The following is a 13751-nucleotide window of genomic DNA, read 5'->3' on the forward strand; positions in this document are numbered from 1 at the left end:
CATTATGAGGTCCGCCGCTTCCGGGAGGACGCCGCGAGCTGATCAAGGACCGAAACGGATACGTCCCAATCCATGCACGCGTCCGTGACACTCTGGCCGTAGACCAGTTCCGCCCGGGCCGCCGCGTGCTCGGTGACATCCAGGTTCTGGGCACCGCCCACCAGGAAGCTTTCCAGCATGACGCCCGCGATGGCCTGTGCCGCCTCGCCGCCGTCTTCCAACTGCGCGCCGATTTCCAAGGCCACTTCCGCCTGCCGGTGGTGGCTCTTAGCACTGTTGGCATGGCTGGCGTCCACGATCAGCCGGGGGTTGAGTCCCTTCCCGGCGAGCTTGCCGGAGGCGCTTTCGACGTCGGCCGCTGAGTAATTGGGGCCCTTCCGTCCGCCGCGGAGGATGACGTGGGTGTCCGGATTCCCCGCGGTGGCAACCAGCGCGGCCCGGCCGTCACCATCGATCCCCAGGAAGGCCTGGGCGGCAGCGGCGGCGCCGCACGCGTCGAGCGCGACCTGGAGGTCGCCGTCGGTCCCGTTCTTGAATCCGATGGGCATGGAGAGCCCGGAGGCTAGCTGGCGGTGGATCTGGCTTTCGGTGGTGCGGGCCCCGATGGCTCCCCAGGAGATCAGATCCGCCATGTACTGGGGGCTGATGGGTTCCAGGAATTCGGTGGCGGTGGGCAGTCCCAGTGCGGTGACCTGCTGCAGGAATTCCCTGGCGGTCCGGAGCCCCGTGACCATGTCGTGGCTGCCGTCCAGGCGAGGATCGTTGATCAGGCCCTTCCAGCCCACCGTTGTGCGGGGCTTCTCGAAGTAGGTGCGCATCACGATCAGGAGGTCGTCACGGTGCTTTTCTGCCTGGCTGACCAGCCGGCGGGCGTATTCCAGTCCAGCCTTGGGATCGTGAATGGAGCAGGGGCCTACGATGACCAGCAGCCTGTCGTCCACGCCGTCCATGATGGCCCGGACTTCGTCGCGGCCACGCTCGACGACGTCCGTCACCCGGGCGTCCATGGGCAGCTCGGCGATAAGCTCCTGGGGCGTGGGGAGCGGCGTGAATTCGCTGACGCGCAGATTGGACGTGGATTTTGCGGGAGTGGCTGTCGCGGTGCTCATGTTCGGGTCCTGTTCCAGATAGGAAAGCGGGCCCAGATCAGAACCCGCCGGAGAAATGGCGAAGGGCAGAGAATGATCTCTGCCCTGTTGGCTCTGAAGGAAGATGCATACGTGTCAGTTAGACGCGGGCTCCTCCAGAGCCAACGAAAAATACGCATACCAACGGTTTGTCATAGGCAAACCATAACCGTGTGCTGCGACGGCCGCAAAATCGAGGCCGTAACGTTGCGTGAACTGGCGATAACCCCCAGATCCCTCTGGAAACGTCCTACCTGCCAGTTCGCACGGCGTCAGGCCAGGAGCCTGTGGAGGTACTGCAGCTGCCTGATCCAGTGGTGCTCCTGGCCGCCTTCGTGGTTGTTGAACCGGTAGACCTCGATCTGCTTTTGCGCCGCGGATAGTGCCGTGGAGTCGCCGCCGTAGGCATTGAAGCTGGCGAACACCGTGGACGGCGGGCACACATCGTCCATCTGCGCCACCGAGTAAAGGGCAGGCACGGTGGCTGCCCTGCCCAGGTTAACGCCATCAAAATAGTTCAGGACCGCGAGCATCGGCTCATACCGGTCCCGGTGCCTGCCCAGGAAAGCCGCAATTTCCGGATAGGGGCCGCGGGCCGCGATATCGATGGACCTGGGGAAGTCCTGCAAAAAGGGGACGTCGGGCAGCGCGGCGATGACGCCGTCGAGCCTTCCCGCCACCAGCCCGGCAACGGCTACCACGATGCCGCCGCCCTGGCTGACGCCGGCCAGGACCACGCGCGACGGGTCCACCTCCGGGTGGGATTGCGCCGCTTCCACCGCGCGGAAAGCGTCCACGTACACGCGGCGGTAGTAGTAGTCCTCGCGGCTGCCTGCACCCCTGGTCATGAGGCCCGCGTAGGCCACTTCGCCTGCTGACGGGTGCGGATCCGCCGTCTCGCCGAGGATCCCGCCGTAGCCCTGGCCTCGGGTGTCCATGATGAAATGCGCGTAACCGGCCTGCGCCCATTTGGTGTCCTGGTTGACCAGGCCGCGGCCGCCCGAATAGCCGATGTACTGCACAACGACGGGCAGCGGGGTTCCGGCGCTACGGTTCGCCGGGAGGTGCAGCCAGCCCTTGATCGGCGAGCCGCCGTAGCCTTTGAACGTGACGTCGAACGTGTCGATGACTGCCAAATGGTTCTCCACCGGCTCGAATGTTGCGTCGAGCGGGAACGTCCGGGCCTCGTCGAGCGTGGCGTCCCAGAAGTCCTGCAGGTCCGCGGGCGGGGTGACCCTCGAGGTGTAGCCGCGGAGCTGGTCAAGGGGAAGGTCGAAGAGGGGCATGCTGCCGTCCAGTCCTGTCTCGTCGGGTTGCTATCGGAGATCCTACGTCACACAATACGTCCGGGGCGCCGCTGATGAGGCGATAGGACACGTGCGTCCTGTACAGCTCCGTCTCAGTGGACGACGACGCCGGCGGTTACCTCGCTGCCCGGCACCTGCTGGACACCGGCCGCCGTCGGCTCGCCTTTGTGGGCGGCCCCACCTCCATCCGCCAGCCCACCGAAGCCCTGGGGCACACGGCCATCGAGCTGCTGGCCGAGGAGCTCGAGTCTGACACTCCAAAGCACCGGGCCGTCATCTTCAGGCCCGAACTGGTGGTTCGGCAGAGCACGGCCCCGGCGGAACCTCCCCTTAGGCATTCCCCGCCAGTCAGCGGCCAGGCCTGCCCTGGCGGGCGTCCGAGCTCCCGCAATTTCCTCTTGCCAGTTGGTGCCAACGGTGGGACTCTGCAGGGAGAGCGAGAGGTCCGTGAGTCCCATGGCACAAAGCACGGAGATCAACGGCGTTGCCGTCGATGAATTACAGACATCCTTTCAGGGCGACCTTGTCCGCCCGGCTGACGCTGGTTACGACGAGCACCGCAGGGTGTGGAACGGATCGATTGACCGCCGTCCCGCACTTATTGCCCGCTGCACCGGCGTCGCAGACGTGCGAGCTGCCATCCGGTTCGCCCACACGCAGAACCTGCGGGTCTCTGTGCGGGGAGGCGGTCACAGCTTCCCCGGGCTGTCAGTCTGCGACGACGGAATGCTCATCGATCTCGGGCCCATGAAGGGCATCCGCGTGGACCCCGAGGCGGGAACGGCACGTGTCCAGGCCGGGGTACTGCTCGGCGAGCTCGATCGCGAGACGCAGGAGTTCGGCCTCGCAGTTCCGTCTGGGATCGTCACCCACACCGGGGTGGCGGGCCTGACTCTCGGCGGTGGCATCGGCTGGGTCATGCGCAAGTATGGACTCACGATCGACCAACTGCTGTCTGTAGACGTGGTCACCGCAGACGGCGAACTGGTCAAGGCAAGCGAGAACGAGAACGCCGACCTCTTCTGGGGCGTACGGGGTGGCGGCGGGAACTTCGGCATTGTCACCGACTTCGAATTCCGGCTTGTCCCTGTTGGGCCGTACGTTATGGCCGGGCCGGTCTTTTGGCCGATGGAGGACGCACCGGAGGTGCTGCGGTTTTACCGCGACTGGATCGCAGACTGCCCAGACGAGCTAATGACGATCGCCGTGCAGCGCAGGGCACCGGCGCTGCCGATCGTGCCGCCCGAGCTGGTGGGCAAGCTCGTCCTTGGGGTTACCGCCTGCTACGCGGGCCCGGTTGCGGAAGGCGAACAGGTCCTGCGGCCGCTCAAGGAATTCGGTTCGCCCGTGCTCGACTTTTGCCGGCCAAAGCCGTTTCTGGAGCATCAGAGGACGTTTGATCCGTCCTTCCCGCACGGCTGGCATTACTACGTCAGGTCCTGTGACGTCGCGGCCCTCAGCGACGACGTCATCGACATCGTGGCCGAGCAAGGCACCCACATCACCTCGCCGGTCACCAGCGTCGCCCTGTGGCAGATGGGCGGCGCCGTGGGGCGGATCGATGATGAAGCCACGGCCTTCAACGGCCGCCAGGCCGGGTTCACGTTCAACATCAACGGCAACAGCAAGACCGCCGATGGCTTTGACGCCGAGCGGCAATGGGCACGTGACTACTGGTCTGCCCTCGCACCCCACCACACCAGCGTCTACGTCAACTTCCTGATGGAAGAGGGCGAGGAACGGGTCAGGCAGGCCTACGGTGCCGCCAAGTACGACCGACTCAAAGCACTCAAGCGGAAGTACGACCCAACCAACTTCTTCAGCCTCAACCAGAACATCAGGCCCGACTGATGCCCTTGCTATTGGATCGGAGAACGTCACGCTCGAAGCCCTGCTGTGCAACTTGGACCTGCGCCACGATTGGCACATCCAATCTTCGGACGGCGCGGCCGGGACGGCAACGGGGCAGCGACGCTGTGCGTGGGATAGGTCGGCTCGCCCGGGCCGGTTTTCCGGGGCCGCCCGGCCGCGCAAACACACTGGACTGGCACGCGGCTATGCTGTGCACGGCACCAATTTCCGGGGTGGCCGCACCTACACCCGGGCGGCCGGCGAGTACGTCTGGCGGCCGGACCACGGCAGCATCGTCCGGACCGGTGAACCGGCCGCCACCGACGTCGGGCTGAACGAGAAACTCTCCTGGAACGGACCCGATGGCGCTCCCATCCTGACCGAGCAGCGTATCTGGACGTGGGCCGCCGTCGCAACTGACCGCGGCCGCGACCCTTGCGGACAGGGGCCGCCGCACTCCGCCCGCCTCTACAGCGGGCCGTGCCATCAAGCGGCGCCGTGTCCTGCAGATCCTGGATGCCACGGGGCAAGACTCCCTCCTGCTGACCAGCCACACGGCGCTGGCCTGGTACCTGGACGGCAACCGCGTCCACATCAGCCTGGCCGGCGACCCCATCGCCGCGCTGCTCGTGGACCGGGACGGCGACCACCTGGTGGCGTTCAACAACGAGGCCGGCCGGAGTGCGGCCGAGGAGCTCCCCGCCGGGGTCTCCCTCCACACCGTAACCTGCTATGGCAACCTGCACGAGGCCACCGCCACGGTCGGACATTCCGCTGGAGACGGCGCCGGATCCCCGCTCGCCGAGGCCTCGGTGGCGACTGAATTGGGGCTGCCCGGCAGCAACTGCTGCCCGTCGAAAGCGCCCGCTACGCCCGCCTCGGCGCTGAACTGGCTGGCATCATGACCGATGTGCTGTCCACCGCCCGCTTGGAACCCGGCGGGACCCGGCGTGAAGATCGAGGACACGGTCCAGCTCACCGAGTCCTGGATAAAGTTCCTGACCGTTGATGACCGTTGATGACCGCTGGCCCGCTGCCACCGTCAATGGCTTCCAGCGGCCGGTGACGCTGCAGCTGTAGGGTCCAGCTGTTAGAGAGCACGGAGAAACCGAGACGGACGTTCCGGAAACTCTCCATGCCAGGTGATCGGGCTGGGGGTCTTGTGGATACTGGCTGTCGTGAGCGAGACTCATTGAGCACATGATGAACTGATCGTTTGGATTGCAGGACAAAACCAGCGGGAAGTGGACGCAAGGGCGCGTCCGTGTCTGCTCCGTGGCAACGACGCCGCAGGGGCGGATCCCGCAGACCGGGAGGATTGCTATGGCCGGAATGTTCGAACTGTTCGTTGACGCGGAGTCGTATTTCAGGTTCCGTCTGACTGCGCCGGATGGCACCGTGATGGCAGTGTCCAAGGCTTTTGACAACAAGACCGCAGCTGTTGCCGGTATCGCCGCCGTGCGTGAGTACGCCGGCATGGGGCTGGTTGCCGATGTTTCCCCGATGGAAAGGCGGGCCACGCGGCCGGAGGCACGTGATGTTACTGTTCAGGCTCGTGAAGTCCGGCGCATTCCGGCTGCTGACCTTCACTCGCGTTCCAGGGAAATGCATCGGGCCACCGGCGAACCTCGATGGGCCGGCGCATTTTGATGCTCTCGACTCCGACAACCCGGGGCAGGCCTCCGCGAAGATCGGATCCATTCGTTCCCCCAACTACCGATCCCGGCTCGTAATGTCGTCTCGACCGGTTTTTCCGGAGAGCGGTCTGCGGGCGCGGGGAAGGCTGCGAGAGGCCCAACGTTGACGTCGCTTTAGTCGCTGGCGCCTCCGTGGACTTGATCACGCACCGTCCTGGCCTGTGGATCGCAGGTTTTGGTGTCCCGATAGGGGAACCCTCAACGGGCGCCGGTGCGACACCGAGCGATCACAAAACCCGCCACACAGCGTTCAAATCCACAGTTTTAAGGTGGCGTGCCGGGGTCGGATCAGAAACGGTCTTTTTGCACGAAGGTCCCGCCGGCGATATTGAGTGCCAGACATGATCCGGGCATGACTGAATTAGATCTCCTCGTGAAGGCCACCGCTGAGGATCTCGGCGATCCTTACGATTGGAGTGCCGGTGGAGTTTCGCGAGTCTCTTGCGCTTTGCGCCCTAAACTCGGCCTATCCCCTCCGCTGTCAGTTTCAGAAGTCACCTGCACGAAATGTAAGAAGTCGTCTGCACCACTTCTGGTTTTTGGGCTCCGCGTGGGACCTTGCGCTGCCAGGGACCCGGCCGGTGTTAGAGATCCGTCAGGCCAACGCCTTCGTCGTCGAGGCAGGGTGAGCGTTTGCCGGCAGGGGTTCCTGTTGAGCGGAGGCAGCTGCATTGAGGTCCTTTAGCCACGGGCAGAGACAGCCACACGAAGCGCTGCATCTTGCTGTATGTCCCAAAATGCAGAACTGCGCGGTCCAGTTTCGGTGCGAGATCATGGCTGACACTTATCGCCAGTGATGTTCCTGCTCCCCGGCTGTCGTTTCCCGAGGGTTTCGTGGATCGGTGGCTGAGTTCACACCAGAGCGGTTTGCGCGGCGGGGTCCGCGAGAAATACAGGCCCTGCTTCCGGCATCCGCCGTCGCCCTGATAGCAATGCAACGTCCCTCCGAACACTGCCGCCATTTCCATGGCCGGGGCCGTGAGAAAAAAATGGCCGTGTCCGGGTATGTCGGCCATGGTCAAGCCAGGTTGTGGGCCCGAAGTCCCAGCTTCTGCAAGGGCTGCGTAATCCACGGGCTTGGGTTGTCGAGGGTTAGCGGGCAATGGTAAGGACCGTTCCGACGTTGCGGATGTTTGCGCGGACGGTGTCCTCGACGGCCCTGTTAATGGCTGCGAGCTCGGCAACGGTCCGGGCAGGATCCATGGGGGCGGTGACTTCAACGTTGAGGTGGTGGCCGCTCCACCGCAACCGGACGGTGGAGGCGGCAGGGGCTACCGGTGCGATGGCGGCTTCTGTGCGTTCCAGTAGGTCCGGGTCCACGCCGTCAAGGAGCCGGCGGCCGATGTCCCGGGCAGTCCCCCACAGAAGGACGAAAATAGTGACCGAGATCAGGATGCCGATAATAGGGTCCGCCAGCGGGAAACCAAGCCAGACGCCGATGACGCCGGCGACGACGGCCAGGGACGTGAAACCGTCGGTCCTGGCGTGAACGCCGTCCGCCACCAGTGCTGCGGACCCGATCTCTTTACCCACCCGGATCCGGTAGATCGCCACGATCTCGTTGCCGGCGAAACCGATGAGGCCGGCCGCTAGAACCCAACCGAGGTTACTCAGCGGCTGCGGCTGGAACAGGCGGATGACCGATTCCACACCAGCCACCACCGCGGAAAGCGCCACCATGGCGACAATGAACAGTCCGGCCAGATCCTCGACCCGTCCGAAACCATACGTGTAGGTCCGTGTTGCCGCCCGGCGGCTCAGGACGAACGCCACCCACAACGGAACGGCAGTCAGGGCATCGGAGAAGTTATGGATAGTGTCCGCCAGCAGGGCCACCGAGCCGCTGAACAGGAAAACGACCAGCTGCAGCAAAGAGGTGACCGCCAGGACGACCAGGGAAATCTTTAGCGCCCGGATTCCCTTGACCGAGGACTCCATCGCCTCATCCACCGAGTCAGCGGCATCATGGCTGTGAGGAACGAATAGCCCGTAGAGGAAGCCCTTCAGCCCTCTGGGGTGCTCATGATCATGCCCGTGCCCGGCCCGGTGATTATGCTCGTCGGCGCTGTGGTCAGGCCCGGCGGTGTCGTGGTCAGGGGTGTGGCTGCCGGCCTGTTTCATGGGTTTCTGGTCTCCGCAGTCGAGTGGTGGTGGCGCGGCGTGCCGCCCAGGGAATGCTCCGCCTGGAAGATTGCATCGGTGACCAACTGACGGGCATGTTCGTTCTCGAGCCGGTAAAACACCCTGGTGCCCTCCTGCCGCGTAGAAACCATTCGGGCCAACCGCATCTTCGCTAGATGCTGCGACACCGCAGACTGCGGTTTTCCCACCGCCTCTGCGAGGTCATTGACCGACATTTCGCCCTCGCGCAGCGCCAGAATCAATCGCACCCGCGTCGCGTCCGCGAGCATTGCAAAAATCTCCACCGCCAGCTCGACGTATCCGCTGTCACCATTCCGCCCACAGGCTTTATCTGCATCCATGCGAATATTATCGCATACGCATCTTCAGGGCTTATCCTCGTCGTACAACGCGGACTGTGGCTTCAGTCCGGACTGAGTTGGTATAGGTGGTACCCACCGTAGGACAGCCCTGGCGCTCCAACAGGATGAGTGGTCTCCCTGCCCTGTCATACGCGGACCGGCTTGAAAGCATGAAGAGCCACGATTTCCACTGAGGCAGTCCGGGAAGCCATCGCCAACGCGCTTCTGCCGTTGTTGGTAATGCTGTACAGCCGGCGGCGAGGCCGGCCTTGGCTTTCGGCAATGTCCGGGTTCTCTCATTGGGCTTCCAGAAGGCCCGCTTCGGTCATCCTCGAATCTTCACCTCGTCTCGTCGCGGAAGATCACGCACTAGCAGTTGCCGTAAGAGAGGAAAGAGGGGCCGGCATCAGCGAATACCGCTGTTCATCGCCTGTTGATCCCACGGCCTTGCACCGCTTTTGGCCTCCGCCATGCCCGACACCTACCGGGGTGCGCATTCTTTGGCTATTCTGTCGCAGAGGGGAATTCGTGGCGGAGATCGTGCTTGCAGGTGGAAAAGGGACGCTGAGCCTATATGTCGGCGGGGCCCTTCATCTGATCTGGGTGCCCGGTTCCATTCTTCAGGCCGAGGACGCTACGGAATCTGTGCTTGCCGTGGAGCTTCTTAGTGCTGGCCGGAAGCTGCCATTGCTGATCGAAATCATCGGCGTCAACCTGACCGTCGAAGCCTGCAACGACTACCGGGACACCCGCTTCGTTTCCTCCGTCGCCATAGTCGGGACAACGAATCTTGACCGGGTCGTTGCCGCTTGGATGCGGCGCGGTCAGCACAATCTCCAGGAGTTTTTCACATCGCGTCCGGCGGCGGTGGCATGGCTGGAGGGGCTGTCTGCTCCCGACATCGTCCACCAAGTCCCGGCTTGATTCTTCCCGACACTTGCAGGTAGGAGGCTCTGGAGGGCCGGCCACACTGGCGGGGAACTTCCGATGCCGATCTCCTCGGGGACTTTACGGAGGGGCCCCGCGCCTGCGCATTGGTCGCCCCCACAAATGGCCTCGACTCCTCACCATGCCCATTCGGGAATCCGCGGAGTGCCTGCTCAACATCACCATTGGCATCAGATAGACCCGCCGATTGACTAGTGAAGAACCGCCAGTCTGAAGTGACAGTCACGGGCTGTTGGATCGGGCCGCTGTTGAATTCCTGCAGCGTTCAAAGGGCGATTCATTTCCCAGGAAGTGGAACGCCGAAGCACGCCCCTTCGAAAAATAGCGGCACACCCCGATTTTGTAATTCTCCGCGGTATTTGGCGCATATTTAGCGGCGCTATTTGATCTCCCGGGGCTGATGGTCACAGTGGGGTCCAGAATGCTGTTCTGGCTTCGAGCACGCAGGCGGGGACGGGCTCGGTGTTGGTTTGACCGGTGCACGGCTACCTGCGGACAGTTTGGCGGTGCACGACCGCGAGAGACGGCTTTTACTTCCTCAGGCAAGTCTTCCGGATGACTTCCCGGATCACGGCTTCCACAAGCTCCGTCAGGCTTCTGCCTCCCCGACCGCCGGCGGAGCGGCCCGGGACCAGCTCCGTCAGCAGACCGGCACCTTTTCAGCGCTGGCCGATCAAGGTGTAGACCTGCCGTCGCGACAATCCCAGCTCTTCGGCCGCGCTGTCCGCCGCCCCGTGGGTGACCGTGGCCATGGCCGTCAAAGGCGCAATGACCTCGTCCTGCTGGAGTAGGCGCTCCCACCCCTTATCCGACATGCCCAGCAGGCCCCGCTCCAGAAACTGCGGGTCATCCGATGTCATGACGGGCGCTGACGGTGCAGGCGACTTCTAGTACGACAAACGCCTGCCCTGGCGGCAATTTTCGGCGACGAAATTCCCTGCCGGTACACCTGCACCCATTCCGGGTCCGGTGTACGGCGCTTAGCGTGTGGCTTCATCGTGTACTGAACCCACCGGGGCCGCGGCAAGGAAATGGGTGAGTCCATGGCACGTCAAGATCATGGAGTACCGGGCCGAATTCCACCTGGAAGCGACCGAGTAAGAAGGGGCCGGCGATGGCTGGGGGTGGTGCTAACGGTCTCAGGCCGCACCACTCATCGCCGGCCCCCGGTAAACAGGATATGGGGACGCCCGGGGCAGGTAGAAGAGTACTGACTACCTGATTCGACCGTGTACAACTACCCGCCGAGGCGGCCGTACGTGCCGTACCATCCGTGTCCTCGTTGTTCTGGTCCCATGCCACCGCCCGTTGCCGTCGGCGCTCTTACGGGGCGCTCTCACCCCTTCACGGCGTTCTGACCGGGCGAGATGGGCAAGCAGGCTCCAAGTAAACGCGATCCACATAACCGCCGCAGCGAGCACGATGCAGATCAGGGTCAGAGGATGCATTTAGGTCCTCCAGAGATACCTCCGTTAGGGACGGAACGTAGCCCGCCCGGCTGTTTTGGTCCCACATTCAGGAGGCCTGCTTGAATGATCGCAGGTTCGTCGTCCCTCCGGAAGTGCAAAATCCAGAGCCCACTGCCGGGTGAGGACGGCGAAGTCCTTGACTCTGGCCTCCCGGCGGATCCTCGCGAATAACTCCACTCTCGACTCCATCACTGCCTTCCACCGTCGGAAAAACCTCTGATGGAATCAACCGTGGGGTGGGCTCAACTGAAACTGCGATCCATCAACCGGCGAGCCGCAAAGTGGGCTCCAACCAAACTGCCATAATCGCTGGCGGATTAGCCGCGGCCCATGCAGGTAATTCTGTAATCACAGCACTCAGCTTCTGAGGATTCCTTCCTGTGCGGTCGGAGCTGGCAAAATGAAGGCTGAGTCTCGGTTCGGGGGAAGAATGAACGATGTTGGAACGAAGCGTGGCCGCGCGTGGGCACGTGCAGTCGTAGCTGTTGCCGCGGTCTCGCTGCTCACTGGATGCACCGGCGTCAGCATCGGGCAGGCAGAGAGCGGCACGCCGGCAGCAGCGCAGGCCTCGCCGGCACCGGCCACACCTTCCGGCCCTACCGCGACCGTGATCGCGGTGACGCCCGCACCCGGAGCATCACCAATTCCGTCGAAGCCCTCCGTCCCCGCTGGATCAGCCCTCAACATGGAGGAAATGGACGCCGCCCGGCTGGCCATGGATCGATTCCTGGCCACGGCGTGGGACACCATGGAGCCTAAGCGTCTGGGTGATGTGTCCATCGCGGACTGCCTGTATTTCGACAAGGACTACCGGACCAAGACCACCGCGTTCTTCACCGTGGACTGCGCCACACCCCATGAGGGTGAGGTCATGGCCATTTACCGGCACCCGGGATCGGAGTACCACGGCCAGTGCGACCTCGATGGGATCGCCGGCCCGGTCTTTTCGGAGGCCGCCGATGTCATGCGGCAGGCCGGGCAGCTCCCGACCGACGCGCGGCGCGACCTGATGCCGACGGAAGCGGACTGGGAAACCGGGGAGAGGACCAGTATCGGCCTGCTGCTTGGCAACAATAGCTTCGAACTGCTGGAGCGCGGCTACTTCGACCCCGGCCACGCCAAGGTGTACGACGTGCCGGACTACGGACCCGCAGGCCGCCAGATCCCGGCAGGCGGGGCATGAACCGCGCTATTTGAGCGGCAGATGCAGGATGCCCTGCCCGAACCGACGTTGGTGCCGGACAAAGAGCCGGTCCCGGTGAACTCGGTGGGCAACAATGGACCGTAGCTCATCGAGCCCGTCGCTGCCCGATGAGCGTGACAATGGAGAGGCCCGTCCACTCCGTCAGACGGATGGCCTGGGGCCTGGCCATCACAGCGCTCAGTGCCGGATGCATCTGGGCAGCGTCCTTTGTGGCCACCTATCGCTTTCAGGACGCGGACGGGACACGTCTTTTCCTGGTCTTCGGCATGGCCGAACCGTGGATCGCGTTCACCCTGTTCTGTTGGCCCGGCCGGCGGCCATCACCGCCCTGACCCTGCTGGTTACCCCGCTCGTGCGGCTGGTGAAGACGACGTGGGCCCGAAGGGTCCTGGGCCTACTCGTCGTCTCCGCTTCGGCCGCCGCTGGCCTGGTCTGGTTCCTCTTCCGTTCTTCTTCTTGCTCGGCGCCAGGGCTCGCGACTACGTGTTTGTGCGCGCGGCAGACGGACTAACCTACGCGGGCGCTGTGTTGCACGAATCATCATCGCTGGGGTTCTGCCCCTCATGTCGGGAGAACCCCAGTAAAGGTTCAGTTGCCGCAGGAACAGGAGAGCGGTTCCCCGGCCCCGGCAGCGTCTCAAAACGCCGACGGCTCACAGATCCCCATCTGAAGCCGTTCCGACGGGGATAAGACGCAGCTAAGCATACGTCATTGGCATTTGTGATCGCGGGATAAAATCGGCATCCGCGGGCTTGTGAGACGATTTGGACTCATACCTCGGCGGACTCTTCCCCGCCTTCCCCACCAGGAGTCCTGATGCCCGCGTTGCCTGCTATTGACCACCTCGCTCTTACCGTGACCGACGTTGAGGTCAGCGTCGCTTTCTACTCCCGGCTGTGGGATACAGAGCCCACCGGGACAATGCTCGATGGGCCGTTTATCCGACGTAAATTCGATCTCGGTGGAGGGGTGTCACTGGGACTCACAGAGCATCGCGCAGCTTCCGGCGAGGGCCGCTTCAGTGAACGCAATCCGGGCCTGGACCATGTGGGTTTTTCCGTAGCCAGCGCAGCGGAACTCCTCGAATGGGCCGCGCATCTGGATACTATCGGCGTGGTACACAGCGGGCCCATCGACGCCCCGTATGGCACGGCAGTGAACTTCAAAGACCCAGACGGCATCGCACTGGAGTTCTTCTTGCCCAAGTAAGGGCTGCTCACCTCAGACCGTTCGGAAATACCCGCCAGCACACGAAACCTCACCGGCCGTCCTGGAATGCTGCGGCTCCTTTTCCAGACTCCCCTGCGGGCGTTACCAATTCTGATAATTCTCATATCCCAAGCGGTACAAGATCCAGCCCCATTTCGTGGACAAGTACCCGAACGCCGGCGGGCCCGAACACTACGCCGCTACTTCGTGAACGCCGATGGCTTCGAACTAGAGCTCGTTGCCACTTCGTAGGAACAACGTCTCCTTCAGAACGCCCGCTCAGCGTTTCGTAAACGGAACAAGGCTTCCCTCGGGAACGGCAGCAGGAGGACCGTCTCGCTCCAAGGAAGTGGGACACTACTGCTTTGGAAGCTACTTCGTGAAATAGAGGAGAATCCCAATCCCTGAACAGGTATGCGTTCCTTCGAAACTGGATGCATGCGCGAGTCGCGAAAG

Annotated in this window: 11 protein-coding genes and 2 pseudogenes; 8 read left to right on the forward strand and 5 right to left on the reverse strand. The window is 63.4% G+C overall.

Translation table 11 applies throughout. From position 1 onward, the window contains the following. Positions 1–2: 2 nt before the first annotated feature. Together ACQCSV_RS16945 and ACQCSV_RS16950 are read right to left on the reverse strand one after the other, a co-directional pair. Positions 3–1109 (reverse strand): 3-deoxy-7-phosphoheptulonate synthase, encoded by a 1107-nt coding sequence (locus tag ACQCSV_RS16945; protein ID WP_354222402.1) that lies wholly within the window; start codon positions 1107–1109, stop codon positions 3–5. Between the two features lie 290 nt (positions 1110–1399). After that, a complete protein-coding gene (locus ACQCSV_RS16950; RefSeq protein ID WP_354155196.1) occupies positions 1400–2413 on the reverse strand; it encodes an acetylxylan esterase in 1014 nt (337 codons plus the stop codon). A gap of 101 nt (positions 2414–2514) precedes the next feature. On the opposite strand from ACQCSV_RS16950, the pseudogene ACQCSV_RS16955 reads away from it, so the two are divergent. The 4 genes and pseudogenes from ACQCSV_RS16955 to ACQCSV_RS16970 all read left to right on the forward strand — a co-directional run. Continuing rightward, positions 2515–2931: pseudogene (locus ACQCSV_RS16955) on the forward strand (substrate-binding domain-containing protein); the annotation flags it as partial. Continuing rightward, complete coding sequence (locus ACQCSV_RS16960; RefSeq protein ID WP_354155195.1) at positions 2891–4285, forward strand: FAD-binding oxidoreductase; 1395 nt, start codon at positions 2891–2893, stop codon at positions 4283–4285. The pseudogene ACQCSV_RS16955 and the gene ACQCSV_RS16960, both read left to right, overlap by 41 nt. A 416-nt stretch (positions 4286–4701) precedes the next feature. Next, positions 4702–5219, forward strand: a pseudogene (locus ACQCSV_RS16965) (M24 family metallopeptidase); the annotation flags it as partial. Positions 5220–5608: 389 nt separating this feature from the next. Beyond that, positions 5609–5935 carry a DUF1508 domain-containing protein gene (locus ACQCSV_RS16970; RefSeq protein ID WP_354155194.1) on the forward strand — a complete coding sequence of 109 codons (327 nt, stop codon included), beginning with the start codon at positions 5609–5611 and terminating at the stop codon, positions 5933–5935. Between the two features lie 1139 nt (positions 5936–7074). Here ACQCSV_RS16970 and ACQCSV_RS16975 read toward each other — a convergent pair. Together ACQCSV_RS16975 and ACQCSV_RS16980 are read right to left on the reverse strand one after the other, a co-directional pair. Further along, complete coding sequence (locus ACQCSV_RS16975) at positions 7075–8103, reverse strand: cation diffusion facilitator family transporter (protein WP_354155193.1); 1029 nt, start codon at positions 8101–8103, stop codon at positions 7075–7077. Beyond that, a complete protein-coding gene (locus ACQCSV_RS16980) occupies positions 8100–8465 on the reverse strand; it encodes a metalloregulator ArsR/SmtB family transcription factor (RefSeq protein WP_354155192.1) in 366 nt (121 codons plus the stop codon). The genes ACQCSV_RS16975 and ACQCSV_RS16980 overlap by 4 nt, the downstream gene beginning before the upstream one ends. Positions 8466–8993: 528 nt before the next feature. Between ACQCSV_RS16980 and ACQCSV_RS16985 the strand changes: the two genes are divergently transcribed. Next, entirely contained in the window at positions 8994–9389 is a 396-nt protein-coding gene (locus tag ACQCSV_RS16985; protein WP_354155191.1) for a hypothetical protein, read from the forward strand. 683 nt (positions 9390–10072) lie between these two features. On the opposite strand, the gene ACQCSV_RS16990 is transcribed toward ACQCSV_RS16985, so the two are convergent. After that, positions 10073–10273 carry a hypothetical protein gene (locus ACQCSV_RS16990; RefSeq protein ID WP_354154610.1) on the reverse strand — a complete coding sequence of 67 codons (201 nt, stop codon included), beginning with the start codon at positions 10271–10273 and terminating at the stop codon, positions 10073–10075. Between the two features lie 1039 nt (positions 10274–11312). On the opposite strand from ACQCSV_RS16990, the gene ACQCSV_RS16995 reads away from it, so the two are divergent. The 3 genes from ACQCSV_RS16995 to ACQCSV_RS17005 all read left to right on the forward strand — a co-directional run bounded on the left by ACQCSV_RS16995 (position 11313) and on the right by ACQCSV_RS17005 (position 13295). Then, entirely contained in the window at positions 11313–12065 is a 753-nt protein-coding gene (locus tag ACQCSV_RS16995; RefSeq protein WP_354154609.1) for a hypothetical protein, read from the forward strand. Between the two features lie 140 nt (positions 12066–12205). Then, a complete protein-coding gene (locus tag ACQCSV_RS17000) occupies positions 12206–12418 on the forward strand; it encodes a hypothetical protein (RefSeq protein ID WP_426938864.1) in 213 nt (70 codons plus the stop codon). A gap of 484 nt (positions 12419–12902) precedes the next feature. Then, complete coding sequence (locus tag ACQCSV_RS17005) at positions 12903–13295, forward strand: VOC family protein (RefSeq protein WP_354154608.1); 393 nt, start codon at positions 12903–12905, stop codon at positions 13293–13295. Positions 13296–13751 lie beyond the last annotated feature (456 nt).

Source organism: Pseudarthrobacter sp. S3, from assembly GCF_050156905.1.
Lineage (GTDB): Bacteria > Actinomycetota > Actinomycetes > Actinomycetales > Micrococcaceae > Arthrobacter.